General features: G+C 68.4%; 18 protein-coding genes. 8 read left to right on the forward strand and 10 right to left on the reverse strand.

From position 1 onward, the window contains the following. Window positions 1-152 precede the first annotated feature (152 nt). The 4 genes from Q8W71_RS14045 to Q8W71_RS14060 all read left to right on the forward strand — a co-directional run bounded on the left by Q8W71_RS14045 (window position 153) and on the right by Q8W71_RS14060 (window position 11,113). The gene (locus tag Q8W71_RS14045; protein ID WP_305526001.1) at window positions 153-6,569 is read left to right on the forward strand and encodes a type I polyketide synthase; all 6,417 of its coding nucleotides are present in this window, start codon (window positions 153-155) and stop codon (window positions 6,567-6,569) included. Window positions 6,570-6,944: 375 nt separating this feature from the next. Next, window positions 6,945-8,243 carry a polysaccharide biosynthesis/export family protein gene (locus Q8W71_RS14050; protein WP_305526002.1) on the forward strand — a complete coding sequence of 433 codons (1,299 nt, stop codon included), beginning with the start codon at window positions 6,945-6,947 and terminating at the stop codon, window positions 8,241-8,243. Between the two features lie 155 nt (window positions 8,244-8,398). Next, window positions 8,399-10,123: a hypothetical protein gene (locus tag Q8W71_RS14055; protein ID WP_305526003.1), complete on the forward strand. Its 1,725-nt coding sequence runs from the start codon at window positions 8,399-8,401 to the stop codon at window positions 10,121-10,123. Window positions 10,124-10,288: 165 nt separating this feature from the next. Continuing rightward, the gene (locus Q8W71_RS14060) at window positions 10,289-11,113 is read left to right on the forward strand and encodes a polysaccharide deacetylase family protein (RefSeq protein WP_305526004.1); all 825 of its coding nucleotides are present in this window, start codon (window positions 10,289-10,291) and stop codon (window positions 11,111-11,113) included. Between the two features lie 796 nt (window positions 11,114-11,909). On the opposite strand, the gene Q8W71_RS14065 is transcribed toward Q8W71_RS14060, so the two are convergent. The 7 genes from Q8W71_RS14065 to Q8W71_RS14095 form a co-directional block, all read right to left on the reverse strand. Next, on the reverse strand, window positions 11,910-12,128 hold the full coding sequence (locus tag Q8W71_RS14065; protein ID WP_305526005.1) for a DUF6894 family protein: 219 nt from the start codon (window positions 12,126-12,128) through the stop codon (window positions 11,910-11,912). 1,067 nt (window positions 12,129-13,195) lie between these two features. Next, the gene (locus tag Q8W71_RS14070; RefSeq protein WP_305526006.1) at window positions 13,196-13,516 is read right to left on the reverse strand and encodes a hypothetical protein; all 321 of its coding nucleotides are present in this window, start codon (window positions 13,514-13,516) and stop codon (window positions 13,196-13,198) included. A gap of 337 nt (window positions 13,517-13,853) precedes the next feature. Beyond that, window positions 13,854-14,870 carry a CsgG/HfaB family protein gene (locus tag Q8W71_RS14075; RefSeq protein ID WP_305526007.1) on the reverse strand — a complete coding sequence of 339 codons (1,017 nt, stop codon included), beginning with the start codon at window positions 14,868-14,870 and terminating at the stop codon, window positions 13,854-13,856. A gap of 83 nt (window positions 14,871-14,953) precedes the next feature. After that, complete coding sequence (locus tag Q8W71_RS14080; protein WP_305526008.1) at window positions 14,954-15,400, reverse strand: curli assembly protein CsgF; 447 nt, start codon at window positions 15,398-15,400, stop codon at window positions 14,954-14,956. A 54-nt stretch (window positions 15,401-15,454) separates the two neighbouring features. Then, window positions 15,455-16,171, reverse strand: a complete 717-nt coding sequence (locus tag Q8W71_RS14085) for a hypothetical protein (RefSeq protein ID WP_305526009.1) — start codon at window positions 16,169-16,171, stop codon at window positions 15,455-15,457. 11 nt (window positions 16,172-16,182) lie between these two features. Beyond that, a complete protein-coding gene (csgH, locus tag Q8W71_RS14090) occupies window positions 16,183-16,611 on the reverse strand; it encodes a curli-like amyloid fiber formation chaperone CsgH (protein ID WP_305526010.1) in 429 nt (142 codons plus the stop codon). 19 nt (window positions 16,612-16,630) lie between these two features. Further along, window positions 16,631-17,149, reverse strand: a complete 519-nt coding sequence (locus Q8W71_RS14095) for a helix-turn-helix transcriptional regulator (RefSeq protein WP_305526011.1) — start codon at window positions 17,147-17,149, stop codon at window positions 16,631-16,633. Window positions 17,150-17,903: 754 nt separating this feature from the next. Between Q8W71_RS14095 and Q8W71_RS14100 the strand changes: the two genes are divergently transcribed. The 3 genes from Q8W71_RS14100 (at window position 17,904) to Q8W71_RS14110 (ending at window position 21,004) form a co-directional block, all read left to right on the forward strand. Then, the gene (locus Q8W71_RS14100) at window positions 17,904-18,965 is read left to right on the forward strand and encodes a hypothetical protein (RefSeq protein ID WP_305526012.1); all 1,062 of its coding nucleotides are present in this window, start codon (window positions 17,904-17,906) and stop codon (window positions 18,963-18,965) included. Window positions 18,966-19,448: 483 nt separating this feature from the next. Continuing rightward, window positions 19,449-19,910 carry a hypothetical protein gene (locus Q8W71_RS14105; protein ID WP_305526013.1) on the forward strand — a complete coding sequence of 154 codons (462 nt, stop codon included), beginning with the start codon at window positions 19,449-19,451 and terminating at the stop codon, window positions 19,908-19,910. Between the two features lie 236 nt (window positions 19,911-20,146). Beyond that, complete coding sequence (locus Q8W71_RS14110; RefSeq protein ID WP_370875410.1) at window positions 20,147-21,004, forward strand: lytic transglycosylase domain-containing protein; 858 nt, start codon at window positions 20,147-20,149, stop codon at window positions 21,002-21,004. A 24-nt stretch (window positions 21,005-21,028) separates the two neighbouring features. On the opposite strand, the gene Q8W71_RS14115 is transcribed toward Q8W71_RS14110, so the two are convergent. Then, the gene (locus Q8W71_RS14115; RefSeq protein ID WP_305526015.1) at window positions 21,029-21,565 is read right to left on the reverse strand and encodes a hypothetical protein; all 537 of its coding nucleotides are present in this window, start codon (window positions 21,563-21,565) and stop codon (window positions 21,029-21,031) included. Between the two features lie 207 nt (window positions 21,566-21,772). On the opposite strand from Q8W71_RS14115, the gene Q8W71_RS14120 reads away from it, so the two are divergent. Further along, window positions 21,773-22,174, forward strand: coding sequence for a hypothetical protein (locus Q8W71_RS14120; RefSeq protein ID WP_305526016.1), 402 nt, complete (start codon window positions 21,773-21,775; stop codon window positions 22,172-22,174). Window positions 22,175-22,278: 104 nt separating this feature from the next. On the opposite strand, the gene Q8W71_RS14125 is transcribed toward Q8W71_RS14120, so the two are convergent. Together Q8W71_RS14125 and Q8W71_RS32900 are read right to left on the reverse strand one after the other, a co-directional pair. Further along, window positions 22,279-22,587: a hypothetical protein gene (locus tag Q8W71_RS14125; protein ID WP_305526017.1), complete on the reverse strand. Its 309-nt coding sequence runs from the start codon at window positions 22,585-22,587 to the stop codon at window positions 22,279-22,281. Window positions 22,588-22,635: 48 nt separating this feature from the next. Beyond that, window positions 22,636-23,402 (reverse strand): IS5 family transposase gene (locus Q8W71_RS32900; protein ID WP_370875408.1). Its coding sequence is split into 2 segments (ribosomal slippage): window positions 22,636-23,054 and window positions 23,054-23,402, totalling 768 coding nucleotides; the frame shifts between segments, so codons are not numbered across the junction. Window positions 23,403-23,435 lie beyond the last annotated feature (33 nt).

The raw sequence follows: 23,435 nt of genomic DNA on the forward strand, positions 1-23,435 counted from the left end.
GTGGATGAGCCCCCGGATCCGGATCGCCCCTTTTGGTGAGGCACGGGCCGACGCGTCCGGCGCTATCAGATGGGTTCGAACAGTCGAGCTACCTCCTGGCCGCGACGTCGGTGTCGAGGCCGTGGGAGGCAACGCTCACGTTGGAGCGCCGCATGGCCGACCTCGCGCACGCTTCGTCTGAGACCGTCCCCGCCACGGACATCGCTGTCATCGGCATGGCGCTGCGGATCCCCGGGGCCCGCGACACGACCGCGTTCTGGGACAACCTGCGCGACGGCGTGACCTCGATCCGCACCCTCTCGACGGCGGAGCTCGACGCGGCGGGCGAATCACCGGCCCGCTACGGCCTGCCCAACTACGTGCCTCGCGCGGCCGACCTGCCCGACATGGAGATGTTCGACGCGGGCTTCTTCGGGATGAGCCCGAAGGAAGCGGCCATCATGGATCCCCAGCATCGCCAGTTCCTGGAATGCGCCTGGGAGGCTTTGGAGAGCGCCGCTAGGCCTCCGGAGCGTGAACCGGGCCCGGTCGGCGTGTTCGCAGGGTGCGGGATGGGGAACTACCTCTACGACAACGTGTGCAGCCATCGCGACCTCGTCGAGCGGACGGGGATGTTCCTGCTGCGGCATACCGGGAACGACAAAGATTTCCTGGCCACCCGCGCCTCGTTCCTGTTCGACCTGAGGGGGCCGAGCGTCGCCGTGCAGACCGCGTGCTCGACCTCCCTGGTGGCGGTCCACGCGGCCTGCCAGAGCCTGCTGACCAGCGAGTGCGACATGGCGCTGGCGGGCGGCGTGAGCATCGAGCTGCCCCATCGCCGCGGCTACCTGCATCAGGAGGGCGAGATCCTGTCCCCCGACGGCGTCTGCCGCGCCTTCGATCACCGCGCGGCCGGCACGGTGTTCGGCAGCGGCGTCGGCGTGGTGGTGCTGCGCAGGCTCGCCGACGCCCTACGTGACGGCGACCCCGTGCAGTGCGTGATCAAGGCGACGGCGATCAACAACGACGGCGCGGGCAAGTCGGGCTATCTCGCTCCCAGCGTCGACGGGCAGGCGCGGGCGATCGTCGAGGCCCAGGGCCTCGCGGGCGTGCCTGCCGACTCGATCCAGTACGTGGAATGCCACGGCACCGGAACCCGGCTCGGAGACCCCATCGAGGTCGCGGCGCTCACGCAGGCGTTCCGGCGCGGCACCGAGCGCGTCGGCTTCTGCCGGATCGGATCGGTCAAGACGAATGTCGGCCATCTCGACACCGCCGCCGGCGTGGTCGGCCTCATCAAGGTGGCCCTCGCCCTGCAGAACCGGCAGATCCCGCCGAGCCTCGGCTACGAGGCGCCGAACCCGGCGCTCGATCTCGACCACAGCCCGTTCGTCGTCGCCGACCGGCTCGTGCCATGGCCGCGCGGCGCGGAGCCGCGCCGCGCGGCCGTGAACGCCCTCGGGGTCGGCGGGACCAACGCGCACGCCATCCTGGAGGAGGCGCCCGTCCCGGTTCCGAGCCGTCGCCCGGCGGCCGGATCGTCCCCGGAACTCCTCCTGCTCAGCGCCAAGAGCCCGGGGGCCCTGGACGGCGCGGCGCGCGCCCTGGCCGGCGCGATCGCGCGCCGTCCGGACCTCGCGTTGCCCGACATCGGCTACACGCTGCTCACCGGGCGACGCCATTTCGAGCGCCGCCGCGTCCTGGCGGCCTCCGACGGCGCCGAGGCCCGCGCGCTCCTCGAGAGGGGCGACGGGGCGGTCTTCGATCACACCGTGATCCCGGATGCCTCGGCCGTGTACCTGTTCCCCGGCGGCGGCTCGCAGCATCCCGGCATGGCCCGCGCGCTCTACGGGGCGGAGCCGACCTTCCGGGCCTGGGTGGACGAGGGCCTGGGCTACCTGCCGCGGTCGGCGGCGGCGGAGATCCGCGCCGCGTGGCTCGACGAGCCGTCGCGGTGCGAGGGCGGCCACGCGCTGAGCCGCCCGTCGTGCCAGTTGCCCGCCATCCTCATCCTGGAGGTCGCGCTGGCGCGGCACTGGTCCGCCCACGGCCTCGCGCCCGCAATCCTGCTGGGTCATTCGATGGGTGAGAACGCGGCCGCCTGCGTCGCGGGCGTCCTGACGTTCCGGGAGGCCGTCGGCCTCGTGCGCCTGCGCGGCGAGCTGTTCGAGGCGGTGTCGGGCGGGCGCATGCTGAGCGTCGGCCTGGATGCGCGGGCCCTGCGGGACCGCCTCCCGGCCGGGCTCGACCTCGCGTCGGTCAACGCCCCGGACCTGTGCACGGTGTCGGGGCCGGCGGAAGAGGTCGCGGCGTTCGGCGCGCGCCTCGCCGCCGACGGGATCGAGACGGCCCCCATCGCCATCGACGTCGCCGCCCATTCCCGGATGCTCGACCCGATCCTGCCGCGCTTCGAAGCCTATCTCCGGACCGTGGACCTGCGCGCCCCGGCGATCCCGATCGTCTCGAACGTGACGGGGGCGCTCCTCACGGACGCGCAGGCCCGCGATCCCCTGTACTGGGTGAACCACCTGCGTGCGCCGGTCCGCTTCGCCGACGGCCTGGCGACGCTGGCGGCGGACCCGAGGCGGGTCTACATCGAGGTCGGCCCCGGCCGCACGCTGTCCTCGCTCGCCAAGGCGCAGGGGACGATTCCGTCGAACGCCGTCATCAACACCCTGCCCCATCCTGAGCAGGCGATCGACGCGCGGACGGCGTTCCTGACCGCGTTCGGCCGCGCCTGGGCGACCGGCCTGCCCGTCGACCCGGACCATCTCTGGTCCGACCGCGATGGCAGGCGCGTCGCGCTGCCGACCTACGCCTTCGCGCGCGAGCGCCACTTCCTCGAAGCCTTGGCGCCGGCCGCGCTCCGGGCCGACGCCGCCCCCGAGAAGCGCGCCGACATCGCCGCCTGGGGGTACCGGCCGATCTGGCGCCAGTCCGCGGCTCCCCTGGAGGCCGACGGGGCGGGCGCGGTCCACGACTGGCTCGTCTTCCGGAACGGGGACGGGATCGACGCCGAGCTCGTCGCGCGACTGCGCGCGGCGGGCCATCGCGTCACGGAGGTTCTGCCGGGCGATCAGTTCCACCGCCGGGACGCGGACCGCTACGTCCTCTGCGCGGAACTGGGGCTGCCCCAGTACGAAGCCCTCGTCCGGGCCTTATCCGCGGACGGGCGCGTTCCGGACCGCGTCCTGCACCTCTGGCTCCTGCCGGCGGCGGGGCGCGTCCGGCCCGGTTCGAGCGCCTTCCATGAGACGCTGGAGCGCGGCCTCTGCAGCCTGCTCTGGCTCGTTCGGGCGCTCTGCGAGCCGACAGCGATGCACGTCACGGTCGTGACGAGCGGCATGCAGCGCGTCGCCGACCGGGCTCTGACCGACCCCGGCAAGGCCACCGTCCTCGGCGCCGCCCTGGTCATCCCGAGAGAGTTCGAGGGCGTCACGGTCCGCACCATCGACCTGGCCCCCGCAACGCCCGGCCAGGACGCGGCGACGGTGTTCGGACGGGCGCGGCGCAGGGTCTCGAACGCCGCCGGAGGTGACCGGATCGGCGACCTCGACCGTCTCTGGGACGATCTCCTCGCCGAGCCCGGGACCGAGACCGTCGCCTATCACCGCAATCGGCGCTGGTCGCAGAGCTACGCGCCCCTGACGCTCGATGCGGCGGAGGCGGGGGAGGCCCGCTTCCGCGAGCGCGGCGTCTACCTCGTGACGGGCGGGTTCGGCGACTTGGCCGGCGTCGTGTGCGAAGCGCTCGCGCGACGCTATCGCGCCCGCCTGATCCTGATCGGTCGGACGCCCCTGCCCGAGCGGCGGGTCTGGGACGGCTATCTGGGCGCGCGGGGAGCGGCCGAACGGATCGGCCAGTCGATCGAGACCGTCCGGCGCCTCGAACGTCTCGGTGCCGACGTGTTCTACGGCTGCGCGGACATCAGCAATCCGGACGAGCTGGGCGCCGTCGTCGCCGAAGCCCGCGCCGCGTTCGGGGCGATCAACGGGGTCATCCACACGGCTGGCCTCGTGCGCGACGGCCTGATCGCGGCGAAATCCCCCGAGGACATCGAGGCCGTGCTCGCGCCGAAGGTCCAGGGCACCATCAACCTGCGCGCGCTCCTGCGCGACGATCCGCTCGACGTGTTCGTCCTGTTCTCCTCGACGAGCACGGACATCGCTCCGGCGGGCCAAGCCGACTACGTGGCGGCCAACGCCTACCTGAACGCCGTCGCCGAGGCCGAGACCGGATGGGCCGATTGCCGGACGGTGGCGATCCACTGGGGAATCTGGAATCAGATCGGCCTCGCGGCCCGGGCCACGGGCCGTCATCGGCCGGCACCGGTGGGCGAGGCCCCGCGCGGCCCCCTCTTCACGGCCTGGGTCGAGGACGGCGCGGGCGGTCACGGCCTCGAAGGCCGCTGGCGCGCGGCCGACCTGTGGGTCCTCGACGAGCATCGGACCCGGTCCGGCGCGGCGATCTGGCCCGGGACGGGCTACATCGAGATCGCCGCGCAGGTTCTCCGGGAGCACGGTCTCACGGGCCCGTTCGAGATCGAGGATCTCGTGTTCCTGCGGCCCCTGCGCGTGCCCGACGGCGAGACCTGCCGGGTGCGGGCATACCTGATCCCCGGGCGGGAGGCCTACCGCTTCGAGGTGCACAGCGTCGTGACCGAGGGCGGCCGACAGGGGACGCGCTGCCACGCGCGGGGACGGATCAGGCTGCGCAACGGGCCGCTCGCCGCCGCCGGATCGCTCGCCGCGCTGCCCTGGGACGGGCCGGCGTTGCCCTCGGCGCAGGAGGCGCAGCTCCGCTTCGGTCCGCGCTGGCGCGTGCTGCGCGCCGCGGCGATCACGGACGGCGAGGCGCGCGCGAGCCTCGCCCTCGACCCCGCGTATCGGGCCGATCTCGGCGCGGGCTACATCCTGCATCCCGCGCTCACCGACATCGCCACCGGCTTCGCGATGGCGCTCGTTCCCGGCTACGACCCCGATGCCGCGCTCTGGGTCCCGGCCGCTTACGGCCGGATCCGCGTCGACGGCCCGATGCCGGCCGTCGTCGCGAGCCGGATCCGGCTGAGCCCGGCAGGCCAGGAGGCGGGCCTGGCGAGCTTCGACGTCGACATCACGGATGCCGAGGGCGTCCCGGTGATGCGGGTCGAAGGCCTGACGGTGAAGCGGCTCGACGGGGCGGGTCCGGCCTACGGCGAGGGCCGGGACGGGATCGACGCCTCGGTCCAGCCCCTCCCAGCCGCGCCGCCGGCCCCCGACGCGCGCCTCGCCGCCCTGGTCGACCGGGGCATCCGACCGGACGAGGGGGTCGAGGCCCTGTTCCGGGCGATCGGCACCGGTCTGCGGCAGGTCGTCGTCAGCTCCATGGACCTGGACGCCCTGCGGCAGCGCGCCGCCGCCCCGCCGTCCCGCGAGCGCCGCGAGGACGGGGGCGCGCCGGGCGAGGATCGCGGCGCCTTCGTCGCCCCGCGGACGGAGATGGAGCGCACGCTGGCGGCCTACTGGAGCGACCTGCTCGGCGTCGCGCGCGTCGGGATCGACGACGACTTCTTCGACCTGGGCGGGCACTCGCTCATCGCCGTGCGCCTCGTGCGCAAGATCAAGGAGCGCTACGCGACCGATCTGCCGATCTCGGTCCTGTTCGAGGCCCCGACGATCGCCGCGTGCGCCGCCCTCCTGGGCGACCGCGGGGACGAGAGCCCGGCCGGAGACGGTCAGGACCGCCCGCCGGCGCAACCCGCCGAGGCCCGGCTGCACGTGGTGCCGATGCAGGTGGGCGGAGGCGCGGCGCGCACGCCCTTCTTCCTCTGCGCGGGCATGTTCGGCAACCTGCTCAACCTGCGCCACCTCGCCCTCCACCTGGGCGCGGAGCGGCCGGTCTACGGACTGCAGGCGCGGGGCCTGTTCGGCGAGCATGCGCCGCACGAGACCTTCGAGGAGATGGCGCGCGACTACTGCGCCGAGATCCGAAGCGTACAACCCAACGGACCCTATCTCCTCGGCGGCTTCTCCGGCGGCGGTCTCGCGGCCTACGCGATGGCCCAGCGCCTGCGCGCCGAAGGTGAGGACGTCCCGCTCGTGGTGCTCCTCGACACGCCGGTCCCGCAGCACGTCAGCCTGTCGCTGGGTGATCGTCTCGCGATGAAGGCGCAGGATCTGCAGGTGCAGGGCTTGGGGTTCCTGCCGGCCTGGACGAAGCGGCGCATCCTCTGGCAGGTCGGTCGGGTGCGTGACCGACTGGCCGCGCGGAAGCCCACGACGGTCGAACGGTTCCACAACGACGAGATCGAGGCGGCCTTCCGCCGCGCCCTCAACCGGTTGACGCTCGAGGCCTACGCCGGCCGCGTCGTGCTGTTCAAGCCCGAGGTCCAGGTCGTGCACCGGCTCTCGGGCGGTCGGCGTCTCGACGCGAACCGCTCCCTCATCCTGGACGACAACGGATGGGAACCGTACGCGCTCGACCTCACGATGCTCAGCGTCTCCGGGGATCACGACAACATGGTCCTGGAGCCGAACGTGCGCGATCTCGCGAATCGATTGAAGCGCCTGCTCGCGGAGGCGGAAGCGGCCTCCGGGCCGCGCCGAGCCTGAGCCCCCTGCCCGCTCGGCACGCGGCTCGGTGAGCCCTGTCGATCGACGGCCAGCCCGAACCCGGATCGTCGGCGCCCGGCGACGGGCCTGACCGTCGGGCGGCTCGCCCGTTCGGCGCGGCCCGCATCCGGTTCCGGGGCAGCCGGTCGGCCGGCCGGGCCACTGTGCGGGAACCGATCACGACGGCCACGCAGCCCGTCCGGTCGAAACGAGGGCGATCCGCTACCTCAAAATCGGTAGGTCCTGCCCAGAACCACCCATCTTCGGATGAGTGGAGGGGTCGAAAGGCCGAAGATCGAGGCGAGTCGGCGGTGGCTATCGTGGCGTGGACGGTATCGCGGCAGCGAGACGGCCCACGATGGGGAAGACCTCACCATGACGCAGCAAGCCTCGCGGCTCTTGTTCGGTCTACCGCTGCCCACCGGCCTTCTCCTGCTCGGTGCGCTCAGCCTCGCATGCACCGGTAGAGCTGCGGCGACGGAGAGCCAGTACAGTCTCGGGCCTCAGGATAGGGTAAAGATCCACGTCTACGAGTGGCCCGCACTGACGGGCGAGTTCACGATCAGCTCGGAAGGCAGCGTCTCCCTGCCGCTCATCGGGGATATAACGGCCGCGGGCCTCCAGACCACGCAACTCGCAAATCTGGTGTCGAGCCGGCTTAAGGACAAAGCGGGCTTGACCGAACCACCCAGCACGGCGATCGGCGTCGTGCAATACAGGCCTTTCTACATCATCGGCGGTGTCGAGCGGGCGGGGGAGTACAGCTATCGCCCGGGCATGCTGGTCCTGAACGCGATGAGCATCGCCGGAGGATTGTATCGCCGGCCGGAAACGTCCACGTGGACCGCCTCCCAGGATCGCCTGCGGGCGGAAGGCGAGGCGCAAGCCCTGCGCGCGCGGCGGAGCGATCTGCTGGCTCGGCAGGCGCGCTTGCAGGCCGAGCTCGCGCAACAGACGAAGCCGGCGACCAACCCGAAGACCTCGGAACCGGCGGGTGGCGCGATCAGCGAGGGCGAGCGGTCGATGCTCAACGCGCAGCGCGACCGCCAGCAGAACGAGGTGCGCGCCCTTCAGCAGTCGGTCACGCTCCTCAAGGAGGAAATCGTCTCGCTCAAAGCCCAGTACGACGCCGCTGAAAAACAGCGGCTGGCCGTGCAGCGCGAGGTCACCGACACGAGGGACTACATCGGTCGGGGCCTGGCACCCACCAACAGATTGATGCCTCTGGAACGCACGGTCGCTCAGATCGAGCGGGAGCAGAAGGAGATGGACACGCAGGTCCTGCGGGCGAAACAGCAGATCAACGCTGCCGAGCGAACGATGTCGTCCCTGGCCGATGAGAGGACCGTCGTGATCATCCGGGACCTCTTGGAGGTCCAGACGACGATTCACGAGATGGACAAGCGCATCTTGAGCGCCGAGCGGATCATCCAGGCGCACTCGGCCTATGCCGGCGAAGCGGCTCGATCATCGAGCGATGCAGCGATGCGGATCTCCTACACGATCGTTCGCACCGAGAATTCGCAGCCCCGCGAGTTCGATGCCGAAGAAACCACGCCGATGAAGCCGGGCGATATCCTGAAGGTCCAACTGCTCCGTGACGATACGGGCATCAACGACGGCAGAAACCTTCGTCTGTCCCAGATCCGAAGCAAGCTATCTCAAGATCGATAGAGCGCTCTGCGCCGAAGGGGATGCCGGTTCGGCGAAACAGAGCGCGTCAGAACAAGGACTTGGAGTCGAGCACGATTGCAACGCGATCGGGAACGGCTCTCGCGATCCTGGTGCAGGTGCGATCGGGTGCGCGTCATCGAGAGGATTCAGGCGTCATGGTCGATGCGACGAGACCGGCGAATAGCTACGACGCGCGTTCGCTCGGCCGCGGGTCGGGCGAGGATGCGATCGACTGGCTCTGGATGCTGGGTGCCATCCGGCAGAAGCTGCGCACCATCGTCGTTCTCATCCTCATCTTTTCCGCGACCGGCGCCGCCTTCGTTCTCCTGCGAGGCGCGCACTACACGGCGCAGACACAATTGTTGCTCACCAATCTGCGCCTCACCTTCAGCAGGGACGACGCCCTCTTCGCCGAGTCCGTCCCCGACCCGTCTTTCCTCGAGACGCAGATGCAGATCATGCGGTCGGACAAGATCGCACTCGTCGTCGTCGATCGCCTGAACCTGGCCAACAAGGCCGGCGACGAGGACGCGAACACGACCCCCGTGTCCACCCTTCTGCGCTTCCTGGACCCGTGGGGGCAGCGTGTATGGGATGGGATCTCCGCCTACACGGCCGACCTTATGGCCGATGGAAGCGCCTCGTCCTCCGACGCTGACCAGGCCACCGCCCCGCGCGGCACCGCATCCGAGAAGGATGGCCGCAGGTTTCGAGCTCTGAAGGAGCTGCAGCGCAGCACGACCGTCGAACGCGTCGGGATGAGCAATATCGTGGCGGTGCGCTACACCACGCGCAACGCCGAGGAGGCCGCCGTCGTCGCGAACGAGATCGCCCGGGCTTACGTCGATGACCAAGTGGTCGGCCGGGTCGAGTCGGCCCAATCCGCCAGCATCTGGCTCCGGGAACGGTTGCGGGACGTCGGGCCCAAGACGCGGATCATCGCCTACGCGATCGCACCCACCGAGAAGAGCGATCTGCGCGGCATCCTGATCATCGCCCTCAGTGCAGGTATCGGCGCCGCCCTCGGGGTGACATACGCGCTGATCGCGCGACTGGTCGACCGGACCGTCAGCATCCCGGAACAGGTGATCGATGCGACGGGCGTTGAGTGTCTCGGGGTGATCCCGCGGCTGCGGCGGCGGGACAAGCGGGCGTCCCGTGTCAGTCTCATCAAGGCGGTCGTTCCCAACCAGATCGTCTTCACCGAAGCGGTGGCCCAGTCGCGCTCGCCCGTCGGTCGTGCGATGGGCCATGCCAAGGCGGCCATCGATACGGCTCTGCACGGGCGGAAGGCCCCCTGCATCGGCGTCACGTCTGCCTCCCTGGGAGAAGGCAAGACCACGGTGGCCCACAACCTCGCGATGCTGATCGCGGATTGGGGCCACCGTGTCCTGGTGATCAGGTGCAGGAGCCGGGACGAGCCTTCGCCGGCCGCGCTGAAGGCCGAGGATGCAGCCGCACCCGGAACCGGCGTCCCTGCGCTGTCCTCGACCTCAACCCATATCATTCAGGACGCGCTCGATCGGCAGATCATCGAGGTCGGCGGACGCCGGAACGACGTCTCGTACTGCGAGATCGACCTGCTGGGGACGGATGCCGGCGAGCTGATACAGTGCCTCAAGCTGTCGTTCGACTACATAATCTGCGATCTCGCGCCGCTGGACGCGGTCGGTGACGTACGGTGCGCTCTCAAGCATCTCGACGGGGTGATTCTCGTGGTCGAGTGGCGCGCAGTCCACCTCGATCACCTGCGCGCGGCGATCCGTTCGTTCACCGAACTGAGGACCAAGCTGGTCGGCACGGTCCTGAACAAGGTGGATCTCGCCACGATGCAACGATCGAGTTCGCCGCTCGGCCGGTTCTTCGTCAGGTACAGTTAGACAATCATCGATCCGTCCCACGATGATTGAGCCCTGGATGATGCCCCGTCTCTCGATAGCGCCGCACCCGCAGCTCCTCCGCACGCCATCTCGGCGGCGATGGCTGGTGAGGGCGCTCGTGATGCGTCCCTCGGCCCGCGGCAACCGTGCGGCCGGGCGGACGCGATGACGCGCGCGAACGCCGTCGCAACGGACCGGGATGCGAGAGACAGCATCTCTCTCCCAGGGAAGTTCTCCAACCTGCTGGCTCGCCACTACCGGGAGGCCACGATCCAGATCCCTTCGAACGCGACGATGGTGAGTTTCACGTTCGACGACATTCCCGAATGCGCGGCCACGATCGGCGCCGCGTTGCTCGAAGAGCACGGCTATCGAGGAACCTTCTACATCTCATCGGGCTTGGCAGGCACCCGGAATACCTATTGGACGCATGCCGATCACAGGTGCATCGCGGAACTGGCAAGGCGTGGACACGAGATCGGCTGTCACACCCTCGATCATCCCATCATGACGGGTCTGTCGTCGGAGGCCGCATCGCGCGCGATAGAGACAAACCGGCACGCATTGAGAGATCGTGCCGGCATCGAAAAGCTTGAAACGTTCGCCTATCCGTTCGGCTACGCCTCGGTCGGCGTCAAGCGCATCGTCGGCAGGAATTTCTTGGTGGGCCGCGGCGTGCATTGCGGCATCAACAGGGGCGCGTCGGACCGGTGCCTGCTCAGGGCTGTGCCGCTGACCGTGCAATCATTCGACGACTCAACGGTATCGAGATCGCTCTCGAACCTGGCGATGGGTGGGGGATGGCTGATCTTCTATACCCATGATGTACGCACAAACCCGAGCCCGTACGGCTGCACGCCCGAGATGCTCGACCGGACGATCGAAGCGATCCGGAGCCTGCGGATATCCTGCAAACCCGTCGTCCGGGCATTGGCCGACTGGGCACCGGACCGGTCGCACCGCAATCCGCTGCCAGATCTCGCCTCCTGACGCATCATCGGTTGGCCACGCCTGCGCGACCGACAGACGGTCGATCGTGTGTAAGCGCTCGCCGCCGTCCCATGACCCACATTGAAGCTGACTCAGCGGCTTTGCGCCACGGCCCCCTTGCGTGATTCGCCGCTGCGCGTCTGATCCCTGGGGGACGAGGTGCGCCACGAATCCTGCCTCGCAGCGTTGGTGGGCGGACGAACGCGCCGGCGGCACGTTCAACGACGCCCGCCTGGGACAGAGGCTGCACCGCCGCGTCATGAGCGAACCGCTTGCCCGGCACCTGGCCCATCGTCCCGCGCACGCGCCGGTCGCCCACGTCCGGCGTTAGCGTCGAGGGGCTTCCAGCGCCGTCAAGCTGGCGAAGCGGCGGTCAGCCACGGCGTTCTGTCTGACGCCGATGCCACGCTCGTTCTTGCCCGCGGTGCGCACTTGGTACGGGGGGCAGGCCCAAGGCGCGGGCTCAAGGCGCCGGCCCGAGGCGCCGGCCTTATCGAGCAGCACCTCGCGCGGCAGGCCGCCGAAGGCCTGGAAGGCGTTCTCCAGGCCGGCGAATCAGTCCGCCTGCCGCTCGTGTGACCGGGCGCGCACGTGCGGCCACCGCGCGTGGCCGAGCGTCCCTACGAGCGCCTGACCCGGGTCGGCACGCCGGCGATCGCGATCCGCGGCTCGCCACAGTCGATCTGCCTCTGCCCGCTCGACCGTGCGCAGGCCGATGTGGAGGCCCTTTCCGGCGGCCAGAGACCGGTCACCGAGCGGCCGTGGCAACCGGCGCCCCATAGCCCGCCTGCACGGGCTACACCACCGGAAGACGCCCGACGATCTCCCCCACCGCGTCGCGCACGACCAGCGTCCAGCGCCCCCTCGGATCCGCGGAGGCCACCTCGCCAGCCATCTCCGCGATGATCTCCTGAGCCGCTTCCAGCGCGTCCTCCGGCCCGTCGGCCTCAACGCCCTCCCCATCCCGGATGGTCTCTTGGCCGTCTTCTAAGTCGAAGTAGAAGCGCTGCGACACACACGGCTCCTGAGCGACGGCCCTCGGGCGGGCCAGGGATTACCTACGCAGTGCGACAGATCGCGCTGAGCTACATAATGGAACAAAAATTAACAAGTCCCAAAGGCGCATAAGCAGTCCGCGTTGCAATAATATCGAGACATCGGCGCAACACTCCTTTATAGGTATGCCCTACGCCCCACCACATCACTGTGGCGAAAAGCGGGGCGTCCATTTGCCGGGGCACCCATCATGTCTGCCTGCCGCAAGTTGTCAGATTTCGTCGGCGCGAATCAGAACGTGGACAACAAAGACAAGCTCAGAGAGCATGTCCGCGGCGTACTTCGTCAGCTTCTCAAGCCGGTCGCTCGATAGTCGATCGCGCCCCTGTACCGTGCGCCAGACCTCATCCCGGTTGCCCGCGCCATGCGGGGCCGCGCGCGCGGGTCACCGGCAGCCGATCTCAGCAGACCTTCGATGCTTCGCCGCCGCTCGCCACACGGCCCGTGTGTCGGCGCGCACGCGTCCTTCTGCGGTGGCAGGCACCGCGCCGGAACCGCGTGCGCCAACTCACTGCGGCGCGCCACCTGCCGTGTTCCTCTCGTGCCAGGTCGAGAGGAGGCAAACAATGACTCAAGGCAAGCGAAACGAGGGGCACGCTCAGCAGGCCGCACCAGCCGATCTCACGCGCGCGGACCGCACGGCGATCGTCGCGAACGTCTGGCGTCGAGCGCTGCAAACGGTCCGGGAGCGCCGTCGAGCACGAGCCCTATCCGAGGCTTGCGGCAGGGCACCAGGATGATCGGGAGAGCGGGATCGACGTTCGTCCCTCACAGTCCTGGAGGTGGGGACGGGGAGGCCGCGCCTCGGGCACAGACCGTGCGGGTGACGCCCGGGCGCGACATCCGACCGGTGCTCCCTGCCTGCGTCCTTGACGCGGCCGGGCTGTCCCCGGGGGCCAGCACCGTCCCTGCGACCGGATCAGGTCTTCGACGGCAGCCGGGCGTCCGGGGATCCGCTCCGATCGCGATGACGCGATGCGCGCACGATGCCCGTGCCGACGGCTGTCGAAGGCCGCGCCATCGCGTTCAATAGGGAACGCAGAGGTAGGCTCCCCCGAGTGCCTGCACACCGCCCCAAGCGCCCGAGGGGTTGCTGATGAAGAGATGCGTTGCACCCCGTGCCGCGACCTGACGCAGCACCTCGGCCTCGTAACGCTCGTAGCCCGCATAGGCCCGATCGCCGAGCGACGTTCGGGGCGGCGCGACCGGCCCGATGAACTTGCATCCGGCTACGTCGGACAGATCGTGGACGACGTTTACGGTTTGCCCGGGCCGCGACGTCACACAGCCGGACACGGCGAGGCAGGCCAAGGCACCCAGAGCAAGCCTCGGAAAAGTGATCGACATACAACGAGCCTCGTCGAGAAGGCGGCGCCCCGCTCCACACGGCCGCCGCCGGATCGTCTTTCAGGCGGAGTCTACCGGCACGCGAGAACAGAAACCCGAAGGCGCACGTGTGCCGAGCCCGGTTGGACACCTGCTCAAACCGTGCTGCACGCTCACGAAAACCGCAGCGCTCCTCGGAACCCGGCGCGGCACGATGCTTCTTGGGAAGCAGGCCTCCATATCTTGGTCTCAAACGCTGGAGCTGTTCCCGACCGCGTTGCGATCGTCCACAGCGCGAAGTCCTTGTTTCGACGCGCTCTCTTTCGCCGAACCGGCATCCCCTTCGGCGGCGCGCGCCCTAGTGATGTCGGCTCGACGCTGCCAAGCGTTCCCGCCCGGATGAGCCGGCGGCAGGAGCGCTGCCGTCCGGCGCCGGACTCTCTCGCCGCTCACGCTGCTCCGACGGCGGGTCGCCCGATACGATCGTCGCCGTTTCGACCGGTTCGGGGAGGCCGGCCATGGAATTGAGAACCGGCGGCTTCCGATAGCGTGAGATGAGTTGCTCGGAAGCCGTTGGGCTCTTGAACTTCCACAGCTTGCGCTCGGCGCCCTCGATGATGAGCGAGTATACGGCGAGCTCGATAGCCTCGCGGACCGCGAACTGCGTCGGCTCGTTCCGCGTGAGACCGGCCTCGCTCTCGACGATCCGGTCAAGGGCCACGAACCTGTAGAGCCCTCCCTGGATGGAGACGGAGAAGATCGTCTTGGTCGTGGTCACGCTCAGCAGCACTTGACCGCTCTGCACCGAGACGAGGCGCATCGCCACCGTGACGATGTCGCGGCGATACTTCGTGTCGAGGCCGATGCCGAGGTAGCGCGCACCGATGCCACCGGTGACGTTGTTGCTGTCGTAGGCGACGATGCCGCCCTCGACGAGCAGGCCGGCAAAACGCAGGGGCGGCAGGGGCTTGGCGTTGGCACCCTCGAATTCCTGCCGGGTCGCCCGGATGAGCTGTCGTTCCTGCAGGAGCGATTGCAAGCCGCCGCGCTCGATGACGTTGAACCACCGGCCGCCGCCCGCCCGGCGCAGGGCGTCGGTGGCGAAGGCGGAGCCGCCCTGCGTGACCGCGCGCGAGAACTCGGCGAAGTTGTCGCTGGGTTTGTTCTGGCCTGTCAGATCGGGAAACGCGTAGATCGCCACGTCGACGGCCCGCTCGGGTGGCGGCAGCGTCTCCAGGCCGAGCCCGGTCGGGGAGACGGGCGTGATCTGCGGCGCCTCCGTGAACGGATCGCGCAGGCCCGGCACGACGGTGCACCCGGCGAGGCCCAGACCGCAGAGCGCGGTGGCGAGAAGGCGTGAGGCGATCGTCGTCATTCCGACACCGCAGGGATTCGGCGGCCATGGAACGGGCGCGAGCGTGGCGGCTGCGCCCTGCGGGAGCGGCTTGCAGGCCGCGTTCAGAGGCCGGTCGGGACCACGACGGTCGACGTGGTGGTCCCGTCGTTGACGGTGATCTGAACGTTGGCGCCCAATTGCTGGAAGCTGATCGTCGTACCCTGCACGACGAAGACGCCGCTCTGCTGGGCGTTCTCCCCGAAGATCGAATTCGTGATGCGGTCAGCCACGGCGGCCAGGAGCCGCGAGTTGATGATGTTGGAGAAGCTCGCCGCACCGGAGGAGTTCTGCTGCTGTTGCTGCTGTTGTTCGAGGCGCTGGATCATCTGATCCGCGAGCTGCCGCTTCCGGGTGAAGATGTTCTGGGATGTCGCCTGGGACAGGAGCCAGGGACCGTTGAGCGGCGAGCCCCCGAAGGACGGGTTGACCGGCTGATAGGTGAGCTGGCCGGCGCAGGCCGGAACCGTCAGTCCGAGAGCGGCGAGTACGCAGAAGAGGGATCGAGACACGACATCCACCCTGAATAATCACGGTCCCGAATGCCCGCCATATGCAGGCTTCGATCAGCGACCGGTTGCCGATACTGTCGCACCCCGTGTGCCTGTAGACAATCCCGTAGAAAACCCAAAGTTCGCCGCCGCGCTATTTCGCTGGTCGACCGTGATGATTTTATCACTTGCTGTCGTCGAGTTGACAGTCAATCCGTAGGAGAGACCAGATCCGACCTGGGTGGTGTTAACACTATATCCAGACCCGGAGAGGTCGACGGCCGTGCTGTTTCCGATGCCGATCTGGCTGGTCGTGATCGCGTTGGCGTTCCCGGCGATGCCGATGGCGGACCGGTTCGACGACCCGTCCTGGGTCTGCGAGGTGACGTTGTTGTTGCCCATCACCGTCGCGGTCGCGACGTTGTTGAAGCCGGTCTGCGCGATGGTGCCGAGGTTGCCCGAGCCGGCCTGATTGATCACCGCGATGTTGTTCGTCATGCCCGCGCCGAGCGACCCGGCCTGCCCCGCCGCGGTGACGGCGCCCTGCAGGCCCGAGCCGTTCGCGGGCAGGAAGGAGGGCTGGGACGGCAGGACCGGCGACCCGCTCGCGCTGTACACGATCCCGTCGCCCGCCGCCTGCCCGTTGCCGCGCGCCGTGCGGGCCACGCCCGGGTTGACCCCCTGAGCGACCTGCGGATCGATCTGGCCGATATAGACGCTCTGCTGGGCGGTCGCCGCGGTGACGACGGCGCAGGCGAGCAGGGATGCGGGCAACACGCGGGCGAGCGGCATCGAAACGCTCCTCATAGATCCAGGGTCGAGCTGCGGACGGCCGCGCAGGCGATCCGTTGCCCGTCCACTTCGAGAACCAACTGCGCCTCGAAACTGGACGAGGCTTCCAGGGAAATGCTGACGTCGCCGAGCGTGGCCTGGGCCCGCGGATCGGCCGCGAAGCGTCCCCCTTGCGAGATCTGCGAGCTGCCTGCGGGCCCGTGCTTGAGGATGCGCATCTGGTAGGTCCCGCTGGCCGGGACGACGCTCGTCACCACGCCGTGGAGGGTCAGGACGCTGCCCTGCCGGTTCTGTTCGATCCGGCAGCGGACGCGCCCGTCGGACAGGTCGGATTCCGGCATCGCCAAGGCTCCCTGCGGCGCGAGCGGGCTCAGGCCGCAGAGCAGGCCGAGGAGCGCCGCGAACGACCCCCGCCTTCGAACGCCCCGCCGCATCAGCATGGCACGACCCTCCGGCGCCTCACGGGAACATCGCCACGCGGGTGAGGAGCACCGCGAGTTCCGCCTGCCGCCGCGTCTCCGTCTTGGTGAACAGGGACGAGAGCTGAGTGCGCAGCGTCGCGTTGCTGACGCCGCCCCGTTGCGAGATCTCGGACAAGGTCTGGCCGCTGGCGATCTCCACCGCCAAGCGCGCCTCCGCCGGGGTCAGGTCGAAGAGCTTCTGGAGCGTCGAGACGCTCGGGCGCGGATTGCGGCGCAGATCGACCAGCACCACCACCGCCGCGGCGTCCGGATCGTCCCCCGCCAGCGGGATGGCGTGGAGCACCAGCGGCGTGCCGCCGGGGCTGGCGACGATCGCCCAGGATTCCCGGATGATCGGCAGCGCCACACCGGCCTGCCCGAGCAGTTCCGCAAGGCCGCGCTCGCCCGCGAGGCCCCCGTCCGGGCCGCGCCGATCCTGGCGCAGGATGCCCGCGGCCGTCACGTTGATCTCGGTCAGAGCTCCAGAAAACCCGAGCAGGAGGCCACCTGAATTCATCCGGTCCAGGACCTGCAACAATGGTCGGGTGTTTGTCACAAACCCCTCGCTGGCCGAACTCAATGATCGATCGTTCAAAGCAGATTTGATTGCAATCTGCAATACTTACATCTAGGGGTTGCGTGCTGAGACGGCTTCTTGAAACGCCTATCGCCTTAAAGGCGCGCATACGGCGACTGAAGTGTCTTTTGGTCGTACGTCGACCCTGTCCGTAAGACGTAGCCAAGGCCGCCGGGCGACCGCCCGAAAGGGATCGCACGGCCGTCCATCCGCACCGCCCGGCCCGCTGCCCGGGCACCGCGTGCCGTCGACGCCGCGGGCCGGCATGACGACGTGCCGGCTCGTCGCGGGTCGGTACGCCACATCCGATGGCGCCGACGCGTCCAAGATGAGTCCTGAGCCCCCGCATCGGCTCGCCTCTAAAAAAATTTACCGAACGAGTGTGGCATTATACCGACATTTTACATCACATCGGCCAGCGCGCTATCATCTATTCAGATGATGTTCGCAGCCAGGATTCGCCCTGATCCGGCCATATTCAGGGAACAGCGCCCAACTCAGTTCTTGCCCGCACCGGAATTTCATTCAATCGAATGATGCGCGCCTTTCCGGATTGAAGTACCTAACAAATCGTTAAGAGCCCCAGCCGGATAGAAGCCGATGCTGGATCTCTCAACAGAACGCGGCAGGAAGCCGCGACCGGATCAATATAGGGAAGGGAACGCAGTCTCTTCCCAAGCAGGGGACCGCATCAATGCATAAGCATCTTCTCGCCCTGTCGATGGGCGTGGCCTCGCTCGCTCTGTCGACAGCCGCCTTCGCCGACAGTAACAGGATTGACCTCCGGCAGGTTGGCAATAACAACAACATCGACTCCATTCAAAGCGGCAACAATGGAACCATTGGTGACATTGATGGACCGTACAACAAGGCCAATCAGTATGGGGATGGAAATAAGCTGACAATTCGTCAGGGTGGTAATAGTAATACGATCGGGGGCAGAGATGTCGGCCCCGCCAATCAGCAGTATCAGGGTTTCGCCAACGTTTCCGATCAGGTTGGCAATGCGAACGAGCTTTTTATCTCTCAGGAAGGATCTTCTAACACGACCAAGTATCGTCAGAATGGCGATAACAATGATCGCCGAGGTGGCTGGAACACCATTTATCAGTCTGGAAGTTCCAGCTTGGTCGATTTCAAGCAGGACTCAACGTCGCGTGCTGGGATTGGTAACGGTATCTATGTCGATCAGAGCGCCAACAATTCTTACATTCTGCTGGATCAGAAGAGCGGAAATGGGCGCAACGAAGCCTATTTCATTCAGCAGGGTGACAGGAACACTGCTAACGTGAAGCAGACTCATACGTTGGGTGATCGAACCAACTCTGGAACGTTCAAGCAGTACGGTGGAGACAGCGACCTCAAGGCGGTCCAGACCGGCGGCGGCAACGTCATGGAGACTTATCAGGTTGGTTCTTATAACGCTCGCAACAGCATTGATGCAAATCAGTCCGGGGAGCGCAATAGCCTGAACGCTTATCAATCCGGTTTCGGTCTCAACCTGATTTCGACCCAGACTGGAAATGATAACACCGTGATTTCCATTCAGACTGGCGCCTACAACACAGGCAATGTGAGCCAGAACGGCAACAGCAACTACGCATATTTGAATCAGGAAGGCAGCTACAATACTGCAAACATCACCCAGATCAGCAATGGCAACACGGCGTATGCCTATCAGGGTGGCTCTTATAATTACATCAACTCGTACCAGAACGGCACCGGAAACGTCGCGATGATCCGGCAGAACCGCTAAGCCTAATCGTCGCGCCTCCCGGGCGCGGCGCTTGGCGAAACGACGGGCCCGCCCCCTGGGGCGGGCCTTTATATTGCTAAATTGCCACAGCCGACCGAGAACCGTGTACTGATTGGCTTTTAAAAGACTCTGTTGTCATATAATTCCAACGTCGGCAGTGTCTTTCTACCTACGAGGCTGGACCGGCCTTCCCAACGGCAGTCTTGCGGAGGATAGGTCGTGCGATCCCGGATCAGAGGACGACGCAGCGGACGGCGTTCTCTTCATCGGAAGAGTCTCATATCTGGAATTCTCGGGGTCGTCGTCGTGCTCGGCAGCGCGTCTGTCCTGTACACCGTCGACCGGGCGCGCTCCCAGCCGGCCAGGACTGCTCCGACGGCCGCCCCGCAGCCGCCGGCGCCCCAACCGGGGGCGCCCGCTCCGGACGGGCCCGGCCCAGCTGCGGCGGCGCCCCTGTGCGACTCGAAGTGCGTCGTCGCCAACATGGACCGTGCGGTCCAGGCCTGCGCGCCGCGGATCGAGGCGCTGGCGCCCAACGATTTTGAGTGGATGCGACGGCCGGTGGGCGGCATCTTCCAGGAGGCCGAAACGCCCGAGTCGCCGACCTCCGCGGTGGTGCGCTACCAGGGCGACTCGATCCGTTTCCTCAGCCCGCAGCGCGAGTGGGCCCGGATCATCTATGAATGCCGTTGGGATGCCGCGGCCGGTCAGGTCGTCGCGGTCAACGTCCGCCTCGGGATCCTCGGCAAGCCGAACGCGATCGTGACCTCCCCGGCGGGGGGCGCCCGGCCGCCGGCCCCGCCCCCTCCGCCCCCCCCGGCCGCCACCGCACCGCCGCCCAAGCCGGTGCCCGCACCCGAGGCAACGCTCGACAAGAAGCGCGTCGGCGAGGTGAGTTCCACGGAGCTGTTCCAGGTCAAGCCGAAGCCGGGAACCACCCGATAAGGCGCTCGCGACGACCGGGCTGTTCCGCCCGCCGCCGATCGCCGCGCCGGGACGGATGCGGCGCGGGGAACGGATCGGCAGGGCAGGCCGAGAAGCACCCGGCACGGGGCTCGGGTCTCAACGACACAAGGACGGCAGGCGCGTCGCGCTCGACCGATCGGAGCACGCGCCGCCTCGGGCGGCGATCCAAGGGGGCGGCGGCGATGGCATGGCGCGGGAGCGCGATCTTGGGTGCGGTGTTCGCCGCCCTGTCCGGAGGCGCCGCCTGCGCCGCGAGCCTCCTCGAGGCCGCGCCGCCGGCCCGCAGCGAGGCGGATCTGCTGCGGCAGATGCGCGAGGCGGCGCAGGCACCTCCGCCCGCCGTCCTCCGGCAAGCCGGGGGATCGGTCTTCTCCGTGCCCGGCACCGGCTTGCCCCGCGGCAACCCGGTCCTCCGGCAGAGCTTCGAGCCGCTGGCCGAGGCTGCCGCCTTTCAGCACGGGATCGGCACTACGTTCTTCAAACGCCTGATCCGCCAGGAGAGCGGGTACAATCCCGCGGCGGTCAGCCGGGCCGGCGCGCAGGGGATCGCGCAGTTCATGCCGGGCACGGCGGCGATGATGGGGCTCGACGACCCCTTCGATCCCGGCAAGGCGCTGCCCAAGGCCGCCGAGCTGCTCGCGCTGCTCCACCGGCGGCTCGGGAACGAGGGCTTGGCGGCGGCGGCCTACAACGCCGGCGAGGGGCGCATCCGGGCCTGGCTCGCAGGCCGGAGCGCACTGCCCCTCGAAACCGAGCTCTATGTCCGCGCGATCACCGGCCGCGAGGCCCAGGACTGGGCGCCCGCCGGGACGCCGACGCTCCTGCGCACCGCGCTGCCGCCGGCGCGCGCGGCGGCGGGCCGCTCGGTGTTCGGGCGGATGTCCCCCGAATGGGCCTTCGCGCTCACGCTTCTGCCGAAGGCCGCGCCGGGTGCGGTCCCGAACCCGGCGCGCTCCGCCGCCCTTCCGCCGTCCCCGAGCGCGCCTCGCGCCGCCGCAGCCCCTGCGCTGCGCGGGGAAGCCTCCCTGTGCCAGAGCCTCGGCCGCGGCTGCATCGTCGCCGCGGTCTACTGACTGCGGGCCTCGCGGGCCGGCGGCTCAGCGCTGGACGAGGCGCATCAGGTTGCCCTGCCCGCTCTGCGCCGCCACGACGGTGCCGTTCAGACCGGACTGGATCACGAGCATCGTGTTGCTCGCGCCCGCCTGCTCCAGGCGCAGCACATTGCCCATCCCGGTCACGCGCGCATCGACGGTGTTGTCGTGCCCGGTCTGATCGACGAGGATCGTGTTCTCCCAGCCGCCGCCATCGATGTGCCGCGTGTTGGCCTTCGCGCCGCGCGAGGCGGGATCGGTGCCGGCCGATCCGCTCCGGCTCGCGTCGTACGGGCTGCCCGCGGGCGGGCTGGTCGTCCTGGACGCAGTCTCCGGCCCGCGCGGCGAGGCCGGGAGACGCGAGAGGCTCGCCTGCGCGAGCGTCGCGGAGCCTTGCGCGGAGCGAGCCTGATCCCCGCGCCGGGCGATCGTGCTCGACGCACTCACCTGACCGACCCAGACCTCGTCGGCCCTGACAGCGGACCGGACCGGTGCGACGCACGAGAGAACGGCGAATGCGAAACCAAACCCCTGCCTGAGCACCTGTCGCTCCGGATCGTCGAGACCGATGTCCGGAAGCTGTTCACACGGTGATGGAGAATCGCTTAACCTGACTGGCCACCCTGCGTCGAAGTCTCGGCGTCGGACCCGACCTGGAGCATCGTCCCGAACGGTGGTCGCCGGCTCTCGGAAAAGATGATGCCAAAACGATGCGCTAGCTCACGCCTCCGCCACCTCAGGCTCGATACGATGACGCTCCGTCTCCTCCTGACCCTGATGCTGACCTGCGCCTCCGGTCACACGTGCTGGTCCCAAGCCGCTCCGGCCAACGTCAACGACTGTACGCTCATTCAAGAGCCGACCGAGTTGCGGAACTGCATCCTCCGCTCCCAGGGCGAGCGGCAGCCCCTGCCGACCATGATCGAGTCGAGCAACCCCAACGCTCCGCCGTCCCCGGCCGGGGACGGCGAGAAGGATCGGCCCGCGGCATCCAAGCTCCGGGGGCCGACGGAGGCTTCGGACAAGCGGAAAATCCGGCTCCTCAAGAAGCCGGAGACAGTCATGAGTGAACACCGGGACCCCGTCGAACGACCGCGCCCGTCGATCAGCGAGGTGTGGGTCGACCAGATCGTCCTTCCCCCCAAACGCTAGAGCCGTTCCCGATCGCGTTGCCATCGTGCACGGCGCCAAGCCTTTGTTTCGACGCGCTCTCGCGCGCCGAGCCGGTGTCCACCTCGGCGGAGAGCGCTCGAATCCTACTGCGCCGACGCGAGGTTGGCTTGATCGATGTGGACCAACCACCGGAGATGCGCAGCCCCTGAGCTGAGGATCATGACGGCTACCTCCAAGGGCGGCTGGTTCGGCTCTTCCTGGCCTTGCCCGTGGCGGTAGAACTGCGCCGATGCCACCCAGTCGGTGAAACCCTGCACCAGCTTCTCGGCGGCCTGCTGCGCCGGTCGGTCAGCAGCATAGTGCTGCGCTACGAATGGCGCGAGATGCTGCCCGAGCTGTGGTGCTGCAAGCCGATGCGCGGCCGGGAACACCAACGTGACGGTGACCTCCACCGCCTCGAACTGAGCGGAGGCGGGACGCAGCTAGGGCTTAGTGACGATTTAGGCGAGACTGATGGCGATAGCGGCGAGGAGGACGAAGCCGCGGAAGTTGGCCAAGAGCTTGTCGTATCGGGTTGCGACGCGGCGGAACTGCTTGAGCTTGGCAAAGAAGCGCTCGATGCGGTTGCGCTCTGTGTAGAGATGGCGGTCGTAGGCGTGCGGCCGGCGGCGGTGACGCCGGGGCGGGATCACCGGCTCGGCGCCTGCGTCCAGGATGGCGTCGTGCAGCGGATCGGCGCCGTAGCCCTTGTCGGCGATGACGGCCTTGGGCGACAGGCCCTCGATCAGGGCGTGGGCCTGGGCCATGTCGTTCTGCTGGCCCGGGCCGAGCAGCAGGCGCACGGGGTCGCCGAGCGCGTCGCAGGCGACGTGGATCTTGGTGCTCAGGCCGCCGCGGGAGCGGCCCAGGCCCTGGGCATGCGCCCCCCTTTTGACAGGCGCGCGCCGGCGGCGTGCTGGTGGGCGCGCACGATGGTGGAGTCGATCAACAGCCACTCCAGATCGGCCTCGGCGCTCAAGGCGGCCAGGACCCCGTCCAGCACGCCGCGCTCGATCCAGCGATAGTAGCGCCGCTTGACCGCCTGATGATCGCCCAGGCGCTCAGGCAAGTCGCGCCAGCGCCCGCCCGAGCGGGCCATCCACAGCAGCGCTTCGACGAAGCGGCGGTTGTCGCATCGTGGGCCGCGCTGCCCGGCCCGGCCGCCAGGGATCAGATCCCGCAGGCGCTCCCACTGGTCGTCGCGCAGGCCATCCGGGTCGTGGCTCATCCAGGCCGATCTCCAAAATCAGCCTTGAATCAC

The sequence above is a fragment of the Methylobacterium amylolyticum genome, assembly GCF_030700245.1.
Taxonomy (GTDB): domain Bacteria; phylum Pseudomonadota; class Alphaproteobacteria; order Rhizobiales; family Beijerinckiaceae; genus Methylobacterium.

What these genes read in the sequence shown, in the direction of transcription:
- Q8W71_RS14060 (WP_305526004.1), top strand. Translation starts at nt 10,289, where the DNA reads ATGACGCGCGCGAACGCCGTCGCAACGGACCGGGATGCGAGAGACAGC.
- Q8W71_RS14100 (WP_305526012.1), top strand. Translation starts at nt 17,904, where the DNA reads ATGCATAAGCATCTTCTCGCCCTGTCGATGGGCGTGGCCTCGCTCGCT.
- Q8W71_RS14055 (WP_305526003.1), top strand. Translation starts at nt 8,399, where the DNA reads ATGGTCGATGCGACGAGACCGGCGAATAGCTACGACGCGCGTTCGCTC.
- Q8W71_RS14045 (WP_305526001.1), top strand. Translation starts at nt 153, where the DNA reads ATGGCCGACCTCGCGCACGCTTCGTCTGAGACCGTCCCCGCCACGGAC.
- Q8W71_RS14070 (WP_305526006.1), bottom strand. Translation starts at nt 13,516, where the DNA reads ATGTCGATCACTTTTCCGAGGCTTGCTCTGGGTGCCTTGGCCTGCCTC.
- Q8W71_RS14085 (WP_305526009.1), bottom strand. Translation starts at nt 16,171, where the DNA reads ATGCCGCTCGCCCGCGTGTTGCCCGCATCCCTGCTCGCCTGCGCCGTC.
- csgH (WP_305526010.1), bottom strand. Translation starts at nt 16,611, where the DNA reads ATGCTGATGCGGCGGGGCGTTCGAAGGCGGGGGTCGTTCGCGGCGCTC.
- Q8W71_RS14120 (WP_305526016.1), top strand. Translation starts at nt 21,773, where the DNA reads ATGACGCTCCGTCTCCTCCTGACCCTGATGCTGACCTGCGCCTCCGGT.
- Q8W71_RS14050 (WP_305526002.1), top strand. Translation starts at nt 6,945, where the DNA reads ATGACGCAGCAAGCCTCGCGGCTCTTGTTCGGTCTACCGCTGCCCACC.
- Q8W71_RS14075 (WP_305526007.1), bottom strand. Translation starts at nt 14,870, where the DNA reads ATGACGACGATCGCCTCACGCCTTCTCGCCACCGCGCTCTGCGGTCTG.
- Q8W71_RS14105 (WP_305526013.1), top strand. Translation starts at nt 19,449, where the DNA reads ATGGACCGTGCGGTCCAGGCCTGCGCGCCGCGGATCGAGGCGCTGGCG.
- Q8W71_RS14095 (WP_305526011.1), bottom strand. Translation starts at nt 17,149, where the DNA reads ATGAATTCAGGTGGCCTCCTGCTCGGGTTTTCTGGAGCTCTGACCGAG.